The 17,765-nt window shown below is 70.4% G+C and carries 11 protein-coding genes and 1 tRNA gene; 8 read left to right on the top strand and 4 right to left on the bottom strand.

Annotated elements, in window-relative coordinates:
- Positions 1-4: 4 nt before the first annotated feature.
- Both HMPREF3121_RS12480 and HMPREF3121_RS10920 read right to left on the bottom strand, forming a co-directional pair.
- Positions 5-352 carry a DUF3817 domain-containing protein gene (locus HMPREF3121_RS12480; RefSeq protein WP_070523403.1) on the bottom strand — a complete coding sequence of 116 codons (348 nt, stop codon included), beginning with the start codon at positions 350-352 and terminating at the stop codon, positions 5-7.
- 74 nt (positions 353-426) lie between these two features.
- Positions 427-795 carry a hypothetical protein gene (locus HMPREF3121_RS10920; protein WP_070523406.1) on the bottom strand — a complete coding sequence of 123 codons (369 nt, stop codon included), beginning with the start codon at positions 793-795 and terminating at the stop codon, positions 427-429.
- An 83-nt stretch (positions 796-878) separates the two neighbouring features.
- On the opposite strand from HMPREF3121_RS10920, the gene HMPREF3121_RS10925 reads away from it, so the two are divergent.
- The 7 genes from HMPREF3121_RS10925 to HMPREF3121_RS10955 all read left to right on the top strand — a co-directional run bounded on the left by HMPREF3121_RS10925 (position 879) and on the right by HMPREF3121_RS10955 (position 15,907).
- A tRNA-Leu gene (locus tag HMPREF3121_RS10925) sits at positions 879-960 on the top strand.
- A gap of 253 nt (positions 961-1,213) precedes the next feature.
- The gene (locus tag HMPREF3121_RS10930) at positions 1,214-2,821 is read left to right on the top strand and encodes an inorganic phosphate transporter (protein ID WP_083291673.1); all 1,608 of its coding nucleotides are present in this window, start codon (positions 1,214-1,216) and stop codon (positions 2,819-2,821) included.
- Positions 2,822-2,903: 82 nt separating this feature from the next.
- Positions 2,904-3,191, top strand: a complete 288-nt coding sequence (locus HMPREF3121_RS10935) for a hypothetical protein (protein ID WP_035120193.1) — start codon at positions 2,904-2,906, stop codon at positions 3,189-3,191.
- 484 nt (positions 3,192-3,675) lie between these two features.
- A complete protein-coding gene (locus tag HMPREF3121_RS10940; protein WP_070523409.1) occupies positions 3,676-12,876 on the top strand; it encodes a type I polyketide synthase in 9,201 nt (3,066 codons plus the stop codon).
- Between the two features lie 262 nt (positions 12,877-13,138).
- Entirely contained in the window at positions 13,139-14,101 is a 963-nt protein-coding gene (locus tag HMPREF3121_RS10945) for a hypothetical protein (RefSeq protein WP_070523387.1), read from the top strand.
- A gap of 354 nt (positions 14,102-14,455) precedes the next feature.
- Positions 14,456-14,911, top strand: coding sequence for a holo-ACP synthase AcpS (locus HMPREF3121_RS10950; RefSeq protein WP_070523411.1), 456 nt, complete (start codon positions 14,456-14,458; stop codon positions 14,909-14,911).
- A 60-nt stretch (positions 14,912-14,971) separates the two neighbouring features.
- Positions 14,972-15,907 (top strand): DUF7716 domain-containing protein, encoded by a 936-nt coding sequence (locus HMPREF3121_RS10955; RefSeq protein WP_070523389.1) that lies wholly within the window; start codon positions 14,972-14,974, stop codon positions 15,905-15,907.
- Positions 15,908-15,989: 82 nt separating this feature from the next.
- Here the strand turns inward: HMPREF3121_RS10955 and HMPREF3121_RS10960 are convergent, their stop codons facing one another.
- The gene (locus HMPREF3121_RS10960) at positions 15,990-16,625 is read right to left on the bottom strand and encodes a TetR/AcrR family transcriptional regulator (RefSeq protein ID WP_070523414.1); all 636 of its coding nucleotides are present in this window, start codon (positions 16,623-16,625) and stop codon (positions 15,990-15,992) included.
- 118 nt (positions 16,626-16,743) lie between these two features.
- Positions 16,744-17,244 (bottom strand): thioredoxin-dependent thiol peroxidase, encoded by a 501-nt coding sequence (gene bcp, locus HMPREF3121_RS10965; RefSeq protein ID WP_070523416.1) that lies wholly within the window; start codon positions 17,242-17,244, stop codon positions 16,744-16,746.
- Positions 17,245-17,347: 103 nt separating this feature from the next.
- Here bcp and HMPREF3121_RS10970 point away from each other — a divergent pair, with 103 nt between their 5' ends.
- Positions 17,348-17,629, top strand: coding sequence for a DUF3618 domain-containing protein (locus tag HMPREF3121_RS10970; protein WP_070523391.1), 282 nt, complete (start codon positions 17,348-17,350; stop codon positions 17,627-17,629).
- The last annotated feature ends 136 nt before the right edge of the window (positions 17,630-17,765 follow it).

A 17,765-nucleotide genomic window follows, 5' to 3' on the forward strand; every position in this document is an offset into this window, starting at 1 on the left:
AAAGCTAGGCCAAATCGAACTCGGCCCTGACCTCGTCGCGGCGCTTGCGCTCGACGATGAACGACAGGAACGGCACCACGCCGCCCAACGCCGTGATGATCCACTTGCCCGGCGTCCACCGCGCCTTCGTGCCCAAGTTGACGATCGCGATGAGAAACGCCATGTAGGCGAAACCGTGGATCTGCGCCACGAAGAAGAACCACGACGGGGCGTCGTTCTTGTCCTCCAGGATCCCGTACTTGTAGATCATCTCCGCAACCAGCACCAACAGCATCACGCCGGTGATGTAGGCGGTGACGGAAAACGCCGTCAGCGCGGTCTGCACGCGCCGCCGACGATCCGGGTGGATCACGCGGTCGCCCGCGGCCGGGGCGGCGTTCGGCTGCGCCTGGTTCGCGGCGTTGTTCGGGACCTGATTCGGGTTGGTCACTGGTTTTCCTCCTCGACGTTCACGCTCGGGCGCGTGGGCAGGAAATCCTCCGGGATCTCCGTCATGTCGCCCTCGCGGACGGTGACGCCGGCCTCTTCGTTGCCTTCGAACTTCTCGCGCTCGTACTGCATGTACTTGCGGTACGCCCAAATGAAGAAGATGCCGAACGCCGGCCACTGCAGCGCATACCCCAGATTCTGGAAGGAACTGGTGGTGTTCCAGCGGCTGAGCTGCCAGTACGCCAACGCAAGCGTCGCGATGACCGCCGCGATCAGGAACACCAGCTGGATGATGCGCGTGCGCCGCTTGAACGGACCGTGGCCGCCGTCGGCCTCCGGATGGGACTTCTGCCTGGTGGATGACACGCCCACCAGCCTAACCGGTTACCATTGACCAAGCCCGTGGACCCCGCGGAAAACCCCCTGGGGGATCGGCCGGGTGCGGGCGGGCGCCCGTGGCGGAATTGGCAGACGCGCAGGATTTAGGTTCCTGTGCCCGAGGGCGTGGGGGTTCAAGTCCCCCCGGGCGCACCGATTTTGGGGTCCGGGCCCGGCATCGCGGCCGGGCCCGGGTGGGGGAGCCGGGCCGAGAATTACCCGAAGGGTCATTCAAAGTTCATATATAAGTCAATCGGGATTCACCCCTGCGAGGCACAGTGCCCCGCGGTGACCCTCGCGTCACCGGCATCCATCCATACGGCGGCCCCGACGGACTGCACCGACCCCCGGACACGGCAATCGCCCGCCCGAGGTCGCCGACCCGGTACGAGGAGTCGGATTTTCCATGTCGACCAAAACCGCAATACAAATGGAGCCCACCGGCGTCAAGCGTGGTGGGGACCTCCCCTGGCACCTGGCTTTCGGTGCGCTGCTGGGCATCACGCTCATCGTCTTCATCCTGTGGTCCCGCGGCTACGTCGGGGGCACCGACAACCTGATCATCCTGATCACCGCGATCGTCTTCGCGTTGTTCATGGCCTTCAACATCGGCGGCAACGACGTCGCCAACTCCTTCGGCACGTCCGTCGGCGCCGGCACGCTGACGATGAAGCAGGCGCTCATCGTCGCCGCGATCTTCGAGGTGTCCGGCGCCGTTCTCGCCGGCGGCGAGGTCACCGACACCGTTCGCTCCGGCATCGTCGACCTCGATTCCATCGCCCTGGTGCCCATGGACTTCGTGTTCATCATGATGTCGTCGCTGCTGGGTGCGGCGCTGTGGCTGCTCGTGGCCACGCGCATGGGCTGGCCCGTGTCGACGACCCACTCGATCGTCGGCGGCATCGTCGGTGGTGCGCTGACCATCGGCTTCGTCACCGACACCGGTGGCTGGGACATGGTCCAGTGGGACAAGATCGGCCAGATCGCCATTTCCTGGGTGCTGTCGCCGGTTCTCGGCGGCTTCGTCGCCTGGGTGCTGTTCCGGTCGATCAAGAAGAACATCCTGGTGTACAACGAGCGCGCCGACCAGTCGCTGCGCGAGCTGAAGACCCGACGCGCCGAGGTGCGCACCGAGCAGAAGCGCGCCTTCGAGCGTCTCGACGAGCTCCAGCGCATCTCCTACACCAATGCCATGGCCCGCGACGCCGAAGTCGTGTCCACGCACGACTACAACCCGGAGGACCTGGAGTCGGATTATTACCGCAAGCTCGAGGACCTCAACAGGGAGGCGGAGGAGGTCCACGCGCACAAGGCGCTGGAGACTTGGGTGCCGCTGCTGGCGTCCTTCGGTTCGGTGGTCATCGGTTCGATGATGCTGTTCAAGGGTCTGTCCAATCTCGAACTCAACTTCAGTGCGCTGACCAATGGCCTCATCCTCGCGATGATCGCCGCCGTGGTGTGGATGTCCGTGTTCATCTTCGCCAAGACCCTGAAGAAGCACGCGCTGTCGAAGTCGACCTTCCTGCTGTTCAGCTGGATGCAGGTGTTCACCGCCTCGGCGTTCGCGTTCTCCCACGGTTCGAATGACATCGCCAACGCGATCGGCCCGTTCGTGGCGGTGCTCGACGTGCTCAAGACCGGCGAGATCAACAGCGAATCCGCCGTTCCGATGGCCGTGATGGTCGCCATGGGCGTCGCCCTGATCTCCGGCCTGTGGTTCATCGGCCGCTACGTCATCAACACGGTCGGCCACGGCCTGACCGAGATGCACCCGTCGTCCGGCTTCGCCGCCGAGCTCTCCGCCGCCGGCGTGGTCATGGCCGCGTCGCTGCTGGGTCTGCCGGTCTCGTCGACCCACATCCTCATCGGCGCCGTCCTCGGCGTCGGCATCGTGAACAAGGCCGCCAACTGGAACCTGATGAAGCCCATCGCCACCGCGTGGGTCATCACGCTCCCCGCGGCCGCGGTGGTGTCCGCCGTCGGCGTGCTCATCCTGCGCGCCCTGTTCGGCTGATCCCATCGGTCCATGTCGGGCCCGTCGTTCCCGTTGTCCGGGGACGGCGGGCCCGTCGTCGTACATCGGTAGGATGCGGGCCATGAGCATCTCCATGCACATCGACGAGTACATGGCCCGCCGGGGGATCACGCCGGACGACACCGTCGTCGTCGACGACCCGTGCGCCGTGTTCGATGGTGCGGTGGAGAAGGCGGAGGGGTTGGACGACGAGATTTCGCGCGTCGCCGGGCTCGTCGGCGGCGCCGATGCCGGGTGGCGGGACGAGGGGCTGGCCGTGGCGTCGGAGGAGGCCGACCGGGATCGGCGCGACGACGCCGACGAACGCCTCGCCCGGGCGGTCGACACCGTGCGGGATCTGCTGGGCTGATACGCCGTCGGGGGCCGTGCGCGGGAGGGGATGTCGAGTGAGCTTCGTCACGTATTGAGCCGCATGAACGCCGGTTCCGATGGCGGCGATGGTGGGGGAGTCTGGCGCGTGAGTGGGACAAGGGGAACGTTCCTTTGCTTGTCAAACATGCACGTGGCGGCGCGTAAATCCGTGTGGTTTACGCCGTTGTGCCGCGCCTTTGCGTCGGCCTCGGTGGCGGTGCGGATCTGATCCTGCATCCATGCGTGGGCTGTCGTCACGCAAAAACATGAAGGAACCCTCACGACTCTTGTGGCATATTTGTCGGGCGAACCAACCCCGCGGGCATTCCCATGCCCATGTCCGCGGGGACCCCACGTCTGAACAAGGAGCCCACCGCGTGACCCCCAATCAGAAGCCGGAGCACCGCACCGCCGCCGACGCGTTGTCCATCTTCCGCTCGCGTCCCGCAGCCGACGACACGTCGCGCCGCGTCGAGCCCACGCTGTCCCAGCGGCTCGCCGCAGGCGAAAAGTTCGCCCTCAGCTTCTCCGGGCAGGGGTACCCCTGGCTCGACACCCTCACCACGTGCGTCGCCGCCGGCGTCGACGGCCGCGTCCGCGACCTGGTCGCCCGGGCCGAGCAGCGCCTGGCCCCCATCGCCGACCGTCTCGCCGGACAGCGACCCGACGGCTTCACCCCCTTCGAATGGGCGGAGAAGGCCAACGCTGCACAGGTCGCCGAATCCAACCCCGCCGCCTCGGCCGACGCCCTCGACGCCGACGCGCCCGCGAAGAAGACCCCCGTCGCCGTCGCCGGCCTGCCGGACCTGAACGACCCGGCGATCTCCGTGCCGGGCATCCTCCTCGCGCAGCTCGCCGTCCTCGACCTGCTGTCCGCCCAGGGCGTCGACGTGGCCGCCAACGTCGCGGCCATCGGACACTCGCAGGGCGTCCTCGGCGTCGACGCCGTCACCGCCCCGGACCGCGCCGCCGACATCGTCGCGCTCGCCGAGATCATCGGCGTCGCCGTCGCCCGCCGGGGCCGCATCACCGGCATGACCGCCCGCACCGCAGCAGACGCCGCCAACGGCGCCGGCACCGCGCACCCGATGATGGTCGTCTCCGGCGTCCGCCCGGATCTGGTCACACCGCACCTGGCGGGCCGCGCCGAAGTGGGCCTGCGCAACGGACGCACGATGTGCATCGTCGTCGGCACGCCCGCCGACCTGCGCGCCACCGAAGCCAACCTCGAGCGCGCAGCCGAGCAAGACGCCGCCGAACTGGCCGCCAAGCGCCGCGGCGGCGCGCCGTTCGCCCCGGCGTGCTCCCCGCTGCGGGTCGGCGCCGGCTTCCACCATTCCGACATGGCCGCCGGCGTCGAGGAGGCCGTCGAGATGGCCGCCGTCGCCGGAATCGACGAGTCCTTCGCCCGCCCGATCGCCGAGCACGTCATGGTCGGCGTCATCGACTGGCCGGCTCAGGTGGCCTCCGCCGTCGACGCCGGCGCCGACTGGATCCTCGAGGTCGGCCCGGGCACCGGCGTCGCCCCGCTGACCCGCGCGCTCGTCGCCGGCACCGGCGTCGGCGTGGTCACCGTCGCCGTCGACGAGGGCCAGGCCGAGTTGTTCGAGCCCGGCAGCGCCCCGGCCGCCCCGACGTCCTGGGATGTCCACGCCCCGCGCCTGGTCACCCGCGACGGCCGCGCCCGCGTCGAGACGAAGTTCACCGACGCCACCGGTCGCTCGCCGATCCTGCTGGGCGGCATGACGCCGACCACCGTCGACCCGGCGATCGTCGCAGCCGCGGCCAACGCCGGGTTCTGGGCCGAGCTGGCCGGCGGCGGTCAGGTCACCCCGGAGATCTTCCACGACAACGTCGCCCGGCTGCACGAGCTTCTCGACGACGGCGCCTCGGCGCAGTTCAACACCATGTTCCTCGACCCGTACCTGTGGGGCATGCACATCGGGTCGCGTCGCTTGGTGCAGCGTGCCGTGGCCGCGGGCCGTCCGATCGACGGCGTGACCGTGTCCGCGGGCATTCCCGAGGTCGACGAGGCGGTGTCGCTGGTTCGCGAGCTGCGCGCCGGCGGCATCCCGCACGTGTCGTTCAAGCCGGGCACCGTCGCGCAGATCAAGTCGGTCCTGGCCATCGCCGACGCCCTGGCCGCCGATGCCGAGCTGTCGGATGTGTCGGTCATCATCCAGGTCGAGGGCGGTCGCGCCGGCGGCCACCACTCGTGGGAGGAGCTCGACGATCTGCTGATCGCGACGTACGCCGACATCCGCGCCCGCGACAACGCGGTGCTGGCGGTCGGCGGCGGCATCGGTCGTCCGGAGCAGGCCGCCGAGTACCTGCTGGGCCGCTGGTCGCAGCGCCACGGGTACCCGGCGATGCCGGTCGACGCGATCATCATCGGCACCGCGGCGATGGCGGCGAAGGAGTCCACGGCGTCGGCGGGGGTGAAGAAGCTGCTGGTCGACACCCGGGGCACGGATGCCTGGGTGCCCGCCGGCGGTGCCGCGGAGGGCATGGCCTCGGGTCGGTCGCAGCTGGGCGCGGACATCCACGAGATCGACAACGCCGCCGCCCGCGCGGGCCGGTTGCTCGACGAGGTCGCCAACGACGCCGATGCGGTGGCCGCCCGCCGCGACGAGATCATCGCCGCGATCGATCGCACGGCGAAGCCGTACTTCGGCGACGTCGCCGAGATGACCTACCGCGAGGTCCTGGACCGTTACCTGGAGTTGGCGGCGCCGGACGGCGAGTTTCTCGATCCGTCGTGGGGCGTGCGTTTCGATGTGATCCTCGACCGTTTCGAGGCTCGTCTGGCCACCGTCGATTCCGGTGAGTTCGATTCGGTGCGCTCCGGCGCATCGGTGGGGCCGGACGCGGTGTCCGGTGCCGACTCCGTGGCGCTGCTGGCCGGGGCGTATGACCTCGAGGTTCGTCTGCATCCGGCCGATGCCGCGCATTTCGTGTCGGAGGCGTGCCGCACGCCGGGCAAGCCGGTGAATTTCGTGCCGGTCATCGATGCGGAGGTGCGCCGCTGGTGGCGTTCGGATTCGTTGTGGCAGGCCCACGACGAGCGTTACGACGCCGACGGCGTGTGCATCATCCCGGGTACCGCGGCCGTTGCGGGCATCACCGCGGCCGATGTTCCGGTGGCGGAGATCCTCGGTTCCTTCGAGGACGCCGCCGCCGAGGAGCTGGCCGCGTCGGCCTCGACCCCGGCCGCGGAGGAGGAGATCTCCCCGGTCGCGCGGGTTCTGGCGAGCCCGATCATCCATTGGGCGGGTCGTCAGCAGGCGAACCCGGCGCTGCAGCTTGGCGCGCGTGCGTCGTGGTTGCTTGACGACGGCTCGTCGTCGGCCTCGCAGCCGGACACCGGCGCCACCCTGGTGGCCGACGGCGACGGCGCCGCCGTATTGATCGTCGGTCTGGAGGGTTCCGGCGGCGACCATGAGCTGACCCTGCGTTTCGACGTGTCCGGCCCGGTCGGCACCGCCCCGGTCATTTCCGTCGATGACGCCGCCGCGTCGATGCGATCGCTCACGGCCATCGCCGCCGGCGGGGTGCTGCCGGAGGTCGTCGACGGCGTCGCCGAGTGGGAGTCGGTCTGGACCACCGCCGCCGCGGCCGACCATGGCGCGGTGACCGGCGCCGATTCCCGCACCGCCCCGGATGCCCTGGTGGGTCATGCGTGGCCGGCGATCTTCGCCGCCGTCGCCGACGCCACCACCGAGTCGGGCGTCCCGGTGGTCGAGGGCATGTTGGCCCTGGTCCACCTCGAGCATCACATTCGCCTGTTCGCCGACGCCGACGTCGACGGCTCGGGTCTGCCGGCCGACGGCACCCGCCTGACCATCACCGCCCACGCCGACGATGTCGCCGACACGGAGATGGGCCGCGTCGTCGTGGTCCGCGCCGAGATCAGCGACGCCTCCGCCACAGCCGGCGAGTCCAAGCTCGTGGCCACCCTGTCGGAGCGTTTCGCCATCCGCGGCCGCAACGGCGACACCCCGGCGCAGGTCAACACCGTGCCGCTGCCGACCGTCGTCGACACCCCGCGCAGCCACCGCGCCACGGTCACCGTCACCGCGCCGCGGACGCTGGTGCCGTTCGCCACCGTTTCCGGCGACCGCAACCCGATCCACGTCGACGACCGCGCCGCGATGCTCGCGGGTCTGCCGGGCGTCATCGTCCACGGCATGTGGCTGTCCGCCGCCGCCGAGCACGCCGCCATCGCGGGCTGCCCGGCGGGTCTCGGCGACCGCGTCACCGAGTTCACCTCCACCATGTTGGCTCCGGTCCTGCCCGGCCAGGAGGTCACGTTCACCGTCGAGCGCCGCGGCCTCGACGACCGCCCCGGCAACGGCGAGGTCCGCGAGGTCATGGCCACCGTCGACGGGGAGCCCGTGCTGTCGGCCACGGCCGTCATCGCCGCGCCGACGACCTTCTACGCCTTCCCCGGCCAGGGCATCCAGTCCAAGGGCATGGGCCTGGCGGCCCGCGCCAACTCGGCCGCCGCCCGCGCCGTGTGGGACGAGGCCGACGCCGTCACCCGCGACAAGCTCGGCTTCTCCGTGCTGGCGATCGTCCGCGACAACCCGACCGAGGTCACCGTCGACGGCCGTCGCTTCCACCACCCGGAGGGCGTGCTCAACCTGACGCAGTTCACGCAGGTCGCCATGGCGACGCTGGGCCTGGCCCAGGCCGCCGAGCTGCGCGAAGCCGGTGTCCTCGACGAAAACGCCTACTTCGCCGGCCACTCCGTCGGCGAGTACAACGCGCTGGCCGCCTTCGCCGGCGTGCTCGACGCCGCAGCCGTCCTCGAGGTCGTCTACCGTCGCGGCCTGACCATGCATGCTCTGGTCCCGCGCGACGCCGACGGCCGCTCCAACTACGGGCTGGCCGCCCTGCGCCCCGACAAGTGCGGCGTGGCGGAGTCGCAGGTCGAGGAATTCGTGGCGGATGTCGCAAAGCAGTCCGGGGAATTCCTCGAGGTCGTCAACCACAACCTGGCCGGCAAGCAGTACGCCGTCGCCGGCACCGTCGCCGGGCTCGAGGCTCTGCGGGCCGCCGCCGACGAGGCCGCCCCGGACGGCAAGGCCTACGTGCGCATCCCCGGCATCGACGTGCCGTTCCACTCGTCCGTCCTGCGTGATGGCGTCGACGAGTTCCGCGGCCACCTCGACCGCCTGCTGCCGGCCGAAGTCGACCCGGAGGTGCTCACCGGCCGCTACATTCCGAACCTCACCGCCACCCGGTTCGCGCTGACCGAGCAGTTCGTCCGCGAGATGAACGCCGTCGCGCAGTCGCCGATCCTCGACGACGTCCTCGCCGATTTCGACGCCGCCGCCGCGAACCCGGGCCGACTGGCCCGCACCCTGCTCGTCGAGCTGCTGGCCTGGCAGTTCTGCTCGCCGGTGCGCTGGATCGAGACGCAGGACCTGGTCCTCGGCGACCTGGGCGTCTCCCGCATCATCGAAGTCGGCGTGGGCACCGCCCCGACCATCGCCAACCTCGCCGCCCGCACCGCCGCCCTGCCGCGCCACGCGGACCGCGACGTCACGGTGTGGAACGTCGAACGCGACGCCGACCTGGTCTTCGCACGCGACGAGGTCCGCCCCGACGCCGACGACGCAGACGACGCCGACGATGCCGCCGAGTCCTCTGCGTCCGATGCCGAGGCGGTCGAGGAAACGCACGTGCCGGCCGAACCGCTGGCCACGCCCGCCGCCGCCACCGCCGACGCCGCCCCGGCACCGGCGCCCGTGGCGACGTCCGCCGAGCGTCCCGCCGACCTCACCGTCACCCCGGCCGACGCCGTCGAACTGCTCATCGCCCTGTGGACCAAGGTCCGCCTCGACCAGATCGGGGCCGCCGACTCCATCGAGACGCTCGTCGACGGCGTGAGCTCCCGCCGCAACCAGCTGCTGTTGGACCTGGGCACCGAATTCGGACTGGGCGCCATCGACGGCGCCGCCGACGCCGACATGCCCTCCCTGAAGGACAAGGTTGGCGGCATGGTCCGCGGCTGGACCCCGTGGGGCCCGGTGCTCGGCGAGGCCCTGGCCGACGGTTTGCGCCGCGTCACCGGTCCCGCCGGCGCCCGCGCCAACCACGTCGCCGACCGCGTCCGCGACACCTGGCAGCTCGGCGACGGCTGGGTCGAGGCCGCCGTCGCCGAGGTCGTCCTCGGTTCCCGCGAGGGCGCGTCGCTGCGCGGCGGCGAACTGGGCCACCTCGCCCCGAACCCGCCGTCGTCGACCGCGGAACTCGACCAGCTCATCGACGCCGCGGTGCAGGCCGTCGGCGCCAAGCACGGCGTCACCGTGACCATGCCGGCCACCGGCGGCGGCGCGGGCGGGGTCGTCGATTCCGCTGCGCTGGGCGCCTTCGCCGAGCAGGTCACCGGTTCCGGCGGCGTGCTGGCCGTGGCCGCGCGCACCATCCTGGAGCAGCTGGGCCACGAGGTCACCGGCGCCGTCGACTTCGACGCCGACGACGCCGACGACAAGCTGCTGGACTTGGTCACCGCCGAGCTCGGCGCCGACTGGCCGCGCCTGGTCACCCCGTCCTTCGACGCCGACCGCGCCGTGCTCATCGACGACCGCTGGGCCACCTCCCGCGAGGACCTGGCCCGCATGTGGGCCGCCGCCTCCGACGAGGACCTGGCCGCCGCGACCCCGGCGACGATTTCGGCCTCCGCCGCACCGCAGGCGACGTTCTGGGCCGATCGCGCCACCGCCGCGGGCCGCACCGAACTGGCCGCCGCCTACGCGCAGCTGTCGGAGACCGCCACGTCGCCGGGGGAGGGCGCCTGCGCCTCCGACGTCGCCGTGGTCACCGGCGGCTCGCCGGGCTCCATCGCGGCGGCCGTCATCGGACGACTGCTTTCCGACGGTGCCACTGTGGTCGCCACCACGTCGTCGTTGAACCCGACCCGCCTGGCGTTCTACAAGGAGCTCTACCGAACCAACGCCATCGACGGTGCGGCCCTGTGGGTCATCCCGGCGAACCTGACCAGCTACCAGGACCTCGACGCGGTCGTCGACTGGGTCGGCGGCGAGCAGACCGCCACCGTCGGCGGCGGCACCGTGGTCACCAAGCCGGCCATGTCGCCGACCCTGCTGTTCCCGTTCGCCGCCCCGCGCGTCATGGGATCGCTGGCCGACGCCGGCCCGGCCGCCGAAATGCAGATGCGCCTGCTGCTGTGGTCCGTCGAGCGTCTCGTCGCCGGCCTGTCGCAGATCGGCGCCGACACCGACGTCGCCCACCGCCTGCACGTGGTCCTGCCGGGCTCGCCCAACCGCGGCCGCTTCGGCGGCGACGGCGCCTACGGCGAATCGAAGGCCGCCCTCGACGCCGTGGTCACCCGCTGGCACGCCGAAGAGGTCTGGGGTTCGCGCACCTCGCTGGTCCACGCCCACATCGGCTGGGTCCGCGGCACCGGCCTGATGGGCGGCAACGACCCGCTGGTCGACGCCGTCGAAGCCAAGGGCGTGCGCACCTACGCCACCGAGGAAATGGCCGAACTCCTCCTCGAGCAGGCCACCCCGGACGCCCGCGCCGCCGCGGCCGACAAGCCCATCACCGTCGACCTGACCGGCGGACTCGGCGACGTCGACCTCAACATGTCCAAGCTGGCCGAAGAGGCCCTGGCCGCTTCCGCCGACGAGGACGACGGCGTCGAGGCGGCCGTCGCAAAGCCCCGAAGCATCCGGGCCCTGCCGCGCCCGCGCACCCCGCTCGGCCGCACCGCCCCGGACTTCACCGGAATCACCGCCGCCCCCGAGGACATGGTCGTCATCGTCGGCGCCGGCGAACTCGGCCCCTACGGCTCGTCGCGCACCCGCTTCGAAGCCGAAATCGGCGACATCTCCGGCGCCGGCATCGTCGAACTGGCCTGGACCATGGGCCTGATCAGCTACGACGGCGGCTGGATCGACGCCGACGGCCAGCCCATCGACGAAGAGGACATCGTCGAACGCCACCGCGACGAAGTCACCGCCCGCATCGGCGTCCGCCGCTACGGCGACGACGGCGACCTGGTCGACAACACCATGACCGAGCTGACCACCGTCTACCTGGACCGCGACCTGTCTTTCCCGGTCCGCGACAAGGCGGCGGCGATCACCTTCGTCGAATCCGACCCGGACAACACCACCGCCCGCCCCGACGGCGACTCCGGCGAGTGGATCGTCACCCGACTGGCCGGCACCGCCGTCCAGGTGCCGCGCCGCATGGCCATGTCCCGCTACGTCGGCGGCCAGATCCCCGAGGGCTTCGATCCCGCCGTCTACGGCATTCCCGCCGAAATGTGCGAAAACCTCGACCGCGTCTCCCTGTGGAACCTCGTCTGCACCGTCGACGCGTTCCTGTCCTCCGGTTTCACCCCGGCGGAGCTGCTCGGCGCGGTCCACCCCGGCCTGGTGTCCTCCACCCAGGGCACCGGCATCGGCGCGATGGAATCCCTGCGCAGCCTGTACATCGACGGCATCCTCGGCCTGCCGCGCGCCAGCGACGTCCTGCAGGAGGCCCTGCCCAACGTCATCGCCGCGCACGTCATGCAGTCCTACGTCGGCGGCTACGGCCAGATGGTCCACCCCGTCGCCGCCTGCGCCACCGCCGCGGTGTCCGTCGAGGAGGGCCTGGACAAGATCCAGCTGGGCAAGGCCGACTTCGTCGTCGCCGGCGGTTTCGACGACCTGTCCACCGAGGGCATCACCGGCTTCGGCGACATGAACGCCACCGCCGACTCCGCCGCGATGGACGCCAAGGGCATCGACCGCCGCTTCTTCTCGCGGCCCAACGACCGTCGCCGCGGCGGGTTCGTCGAGTCGCAGGGCGGCGGCACCGTGCTGCTGGCCCGCGGTTCGGTCGCCCGTGACCTGGGTCTGCCGGTGCTCGGCGTGGTCGCTTTCGCCGAGTCCTTCGCCGACGGCGCCCACACGTCGATCCCGGCGCCGGGCCTGGGTGCGCTGGGCGCGGCGCGCGGCGGCACGAGCTCCCGTCTGGCGCGGGCACTGGCCAAGCACGGCGTGTCCACGGACGAGGTGTCCATCCTGTCCAAGCACGACACGTCGACCAACGCCAACGACCCGAACGAGTCGGAGCTGCACGAGCGCATCGCCGATGCGATGGGCCGCGACGAGTCGAACCCGCTGTTCGTCATTTCGCAGAAGTCGCTGACCGGCCACGCCAAGGGCGGCGCGGCGGCGTTCCAGATGATCGGCCTGACCCAGGTGCTGCGCTCCGGCGTGCTGCCGGCGAACCGGTCCCTGGATTGCGTCGATCCGGAGTTGGCCAAGCACGGCCGTCTGGTGTGGCCGACCAAGCCGATCGAGATGGGCGGCGCGCTGCCGATGAAGGCCGGTTTCGTCACTTCGCTGGGCTTCGGTCACGTCTCGGCGCTGGTCGCGATCGTCCACCCGGAGGCGTTCCATGCGGCCGTCGCCGCGGAGAACGGTGCCGAGGCCGCCGACGAGTGGCGTACCACCGCCGATGAGCGCGAGGCCGCCGGCCAGCGTCGCATCGACGAGGCGATCTACGGCGGCGAGGCTCTCTATGAGCGTCCCGAGGGTCGTCGCCTCGGCGATGGTGGTGCGTACGGCGACACCGCCGCTCTGGAGAAGGCGGTCATCCTGAACCCGGACGCGCGTCTGGTGGACGGAGTGCTTTCCGACGAGCCGGCCTCGTAGCGCTCACCCCGACGGCGCCGACGAGTGTGCGTGACAGACGCCGTGACGCACACTCGTCGGTGGGGTGGGGGCTGCACATTTGACGAGTGCGCGCGACAGGCGCTGTGACGCACATTCGTCGGTGGGTGGGCTGCACACTCGCCGGGTGGTGGGGGGCGGGACGGCCGAGGCTGTGGATGGATGGGCGTCGCAAAGCAAAACCATCCACAGCCCCACGTCCCGAACCAAGCGGAACCAGCCGCACCCGGCGACACTCCGCCCTGTGCGATACGAAGACTCGAACCTGCCCATCGGGCCGCTCAGCCGCGGCGAACTGCTCGCCCGACACGGCATCCACACCACCGAACTCGCCGCCAACTACGTGCAACTGCGCGACGGCCGCCACGTCCGCGCCGACCACGCACGCGACATGAACACCCTCATCGACCACGCGGCCGCCCGCTACCCCGACGGCGTCATCGGCCTGTGGGGCGCCGCCCACGCCCACGGCCACAAATGGCTGCCGTGGGACGCGCTGCCCGCGGTGTTCGTCGAACCGACGCGCCGCACGCCCATCGACGCAATCAGCCTCGACCAGCACCTTCGCACCCCGCACCCCGACCCCCGCGCCATGCCCATGTTCGCGATGGCCCGCACCATCCTGCCCGCCGACGCGATCACCGACATCGGCGGCATCCGCTACACCACGCCGCTGCGCACGGCATTCGACCTGTCCAGAATCCACCTGCTGCCCGAGGCCGTCGCCGCCGTCGACGGGCTGTGCGCCGCAGTTCCGGGACTCATCGACGACATTCGCCGGGCGGCGCAGATCCGCGACCGATCCATGCGCGGCATCGGCCGATTCCGCGAGGTGGCGGCCCTGGCGAGCCCGCTGTCCGAAAGCCCCTGGGAATCGCGGACGAACGTGCTCATGCACGCCATCGGCCTCGAGGGGATGGTGCAGCAGCATTCGGTGATCGTCGTCATCGACGGGATGGAAATCGAGGTGCGCATGGACTTCGCGAATGTGCTGGCCCGCACCGGCGTCGAATACCTGGGAAAACACCACGAGTACGAGCACAACCGTCGGTGGGACCAGCTGCGGACCGCCGCGCTGGCCAAACTCGACTGGCGGCTGATCACGCTCAACGCCCGCGCGGTGACGACTCGATGGCGCCAGACCGCCCAAGCCCTGAAGCGGACGATGGCCGAGCGCATGGAACTCGGCCGGCGACTGGGCTGGTGATGCGCGAAGGGCGTGCCGGTGCGGTGCGGCGGGGCTGCAGATTTGACGAGTGTGCGCAAGAGACGCTGTGGTGCACATTCGTCGGCCGGGCGGGGGCTGCACATTTGACGAGTGTGCGCGAGAGACCCTGTGGCGCACATTCGTCGGCGCGGGGGAGGCGTCGCGGGCGGCCGGTATCGTGGACGCATGGAATCAGGGCGAACATCCGGGCAGACGCCGTCGGAGCGGGGACCGGAGCGGGAGCGGGGACCGGAGTCGGAGCAGGGGGCGGAGTCGGTCGGCGGCAACGCCCCGCTCCCCGCCACACTCAACGACGACGGCGCCCGGATATCCCACGCCGCCCTCGCGGCGTCAATCCTGGGTACGGGCATCGACATGGTGCACGTGCCGTCGTTCGCGGAGGACCTCGCCCGCCCCGGCTCGGTGTTCGTGTCGTCGGTGTTCACGGTGGGGGAACGCACCGCCGCGAATCGCCGGGGCCTGTCGGGCGACGCCCTGGCTCGGCATCTCGCGGGCCGCTGGGCGGTGAAGGAGGCCGTGATCAAGGCCTGGTCTCAGGCGATTTATGGCGCGCCGCCGGTGATCCCGCGCGATGAGCTCGATTGGCGCGAGATCGAGGTCGTCGCCGACGCGTGGGGCCGGGTCGCGGTAACGCTGCACGGGCGGGTGCGCGATGCGGTGGTTGATTGCTTTGCGACGCCCACCTCTTCGGTACAGGAGCGTGCCGACGGGGCCTCCGGCGTCGACTTCCACGTCAGCATCAGCCACGACGGCGATCACGCCATCGCCATTGCGATTCTGGCGAGGTGACGGCGATCGCCGCGATGCCGGTACATTGAGGGCGTGGTGAAACCGGGGCACGTTTATCCGATGGCGGACATCGTCGAGGCGCTGCTGCACGCGTCGACGCCGGGCGACGAGCCCAGGGACGTTGATTCGGTGGACGCCGATTCACGGGGCGCGGTCGGCGGGGTGCGGGAGTTTTGCCTTTACGGCCCTCCGTCCGACGGAGGCCTTCGCGCGGACGGCACCTACCTCATCGACGGGTGCCCCGAGGTCGGCGACGACGACCGGGAACTCCTTCCCGAGGCGGCCACCGCTGAGGGCCTTGAATTCCTCTCCATGGGGGAGCACCTCGACGACGTCGTGCACAATCTGCGGCAGCAGGGAGCTCCCACGGATGTGGCGACGTGCGTCGAAGCGATCAACCACTATCTGGAGCACGACGATTTCCTCGTCGTCGATGGTGTCGATGGCGGCGATGGCCCATCCGGCGTGAAGGCGCTGTCCGACATCGTCGCCGACCGCGATCTCCTGCGGAAGAACCAGGTGGAATCGGTCTCGCGGGTGCTCGGGTTGTCGCTGCGCAAGCTGCTCGGGAAGGAGACGGCCGATGCGTTGCTCGCTCTCCACGGCCACCAGCTGTCGACCGCGGTGAGCATTGACGTCGCCGCCTGGAACCAGTGGAGCCGGAGCCCATTTGCGGGACGGGTGACCGATGGGGCGACTCATCGGCTGTTCGCGTGGGGTCACGACGGCGATGCGTGGGCGGTGCGCGCCGACGACCCGGCGACGCCCGTCGTGTACTTCGGCGCAGACGGGGAGGACGCCGCCGGGGAGATGGTCGATCTCGGCGTCGACGTGGCGACCTTCCTCCGCATCGCCGATGTGTGGCGGGCGCTGGAATCGAAGCGGTTCGAACTCGGACCGGACCCGGCCGCGCACCCCATCCTCGCCGAGCTCCGCAAAAAGGTGTCGCCGCTGGTGCCCGCGCCGGCGGACTCGTGGCCGTGGCCCTACGAGTAGGCGCACGTGGCGGCGGCGGGCCGTCGTAAAGCATGCCGCCCGCCTAAAGCACGCTGCCCGACGCGGCCCACCCGAAAACGGCCTAGCCGCCCGCCTTCTCGGCGACGGTCATGAGGTAGGAGATGAGCATGCGCTTGACCTCCTGCACCGTCAGTTCGTAGTGCAGCTCGCGCATGCCGGCGTCGCCCGGACGGTCGACGGAATAGTTGAGCAGCGAATACGTCGTGTGGATGAGCAGGCCCGAAATGAAGCCGCGCACGTCGGCGTCGGACCCCGGGGCGAGGGGCCGCAGCACCTCCGAAATGCCGTCGAGCAGTTCCTGTTCGGTGTGCGCCGCCGTCGCCCGCGTCGCCGGCGTCGACTGCACCGCCAACCACACCGAACGCCGCGACGGGTCGTTGCGCCACAGGTCGGCGATGTGGTCGATGAACTCCGACAGGAAGTCCGGCCATTCGAGGGCGGGCACCCGCTCGGCGAAGCGGTTGATCTCGGCGACGACGCCGGCGGCGTCCTGGCGGTCGAGCTCGCAGATCATGACGTACTTGTTGGCGAAGAACTGGTACAGCGTGCCGATGGGCACCGACGCCCGTTTGGCGACCTCGTCGAAGGTGAAGGATTCGAATCCGACGTCGACGAGCACGTCGCGCGCCGCCGACAGGATGCGGGCGTAGCGTTCGCGGCTGCGTTGCTGGGCGGGGCGTCGCCGGGGGCGGAGGATTTCGGGGCCGTGCTCCGGATCCGCCGCGTCAAGGCGTGACGACGCCTCATCGGCTTTCGACCCGCCCCGCCCGGTGCGGCCGCTCTGCCCGGCCCGCCCGGCCGACTCCGTTTTCGGCTCAGTCACCGGCGTTGAGGTCGCGCAGGACGCGGCCGACGTGACCCTTCGCGCGGACGTTGTACCAGGCGTTTTCCACGGTGCCGTCCGCCCCGACCAGGACGGTCGAGCGGATGACGCCCTGGACGATCTTGCCGTAGTTCTTCTTCTCGCCGAACGCGCCCCAGGCGGCCAGCGTCTCCTTCGTCGGGTCCGACAGGAGGGTGAAGTTCAGGCCGTGGTCGTCGCGGAACTTGGCCAGCTTCTCCGGCTTGTCGGGGGAGATGCCCACGACGTCGATGCCGGCGTCGTTGAACTGGGCGGATTCGTCGCGGAAGTCGCAGGCCTGGGTGGTGCAGCCCGGGGTGTTGGCCCGCGGGTAGAAGTACACGAGGACGCGCTTGCCGCGGTAGTCCGACAGGGACACCTCCCGTCCGTCGTCCGCCGTGAGCGTGAAGTCGGGGGCGGCGTCTCCGGGTTCGAGCCGGATGTTCTTCGGTGCGGTGGTGTCGTTGTCGGCCATGGGGCCCATGGTAGCGGGATTAATGGGTGTTGGGCGCCCAAAGATGCTTTCGAGTGTTACCCTTTTGCATCAGTCGACCGTTCACCGATCAAGGGGAGTCCACGTGGCCCGCAGCATTGACGACATCCAGCGCGACATCGAGCGCAACCGCACCCAGCTCGCCAAGACGCTGGACGAGCTTGCCGTGCGCACCAATCCGAAGAACGTCGCGGAGGACGCGAAGTCCCGTGCCGTGGACGGCCTGCAGGAGCCGAAGGTTCAGGCCGTGCTCGGCGCCGTCGCCGTGGTGATCGTCGGCGCGATCGCCCTGTCGGTGACCCGCAGCCGCCGTCGTTCGGCGGAGATCGAGCGCATTCGCGAGATGATCGAGGCCGCCGCCCGTTAGTTCCCCACGCGGCCCGTTTCGGCCGCACCGGACACCCCGTGGACCCCGTCCCCGGGGTTCTTTTCGTGCCGGGGTTTTGCGCGCCGGACTTCTTCGCGCCGAGTGGCGGATTCTAGGAGTCGTTGCAACACCAGCG

This window comes from Corynebacterium sp. HMSC11E11, from assembly GCF_001807025.1.
Lineage (GTDB): Bacteria > Actinomycetota > Actinomycetes > Mycobacteriales > Mycobacteriaceae > Corynebacterium > Corynebacterium freneyi.

Coding starts and splice junctions, on each gene's coding strand:
- HMPREF3121_RS10955 (WP_070523389.1), top strand. CDS start 14,972: ATGGCGGACATCGTCGAGGCGCTGCTGCACGCGTCGACGCCGGGCGAC.
- bcp (WP_070523416.1), bottom strand. CDS start 17,244: ATGGCCGACAACGACACCACCGCACCGAAGAACATCCGGCTCGAACCC.
- HMPREF3121_RS10935 (WP_035120193.1), top strand. CDS start 2,904: ATGAGCATCTCCATGCACATCGACGAGTACATGGCCCGCCGGGGGATC.
- HMPREF3121_RS10930 (WP_083291673.1), top strand. CDS start 1,214: ATGTCGACCAAAACCGCAATACAAATGGAGCCCACCGGCGTCAAGCGT.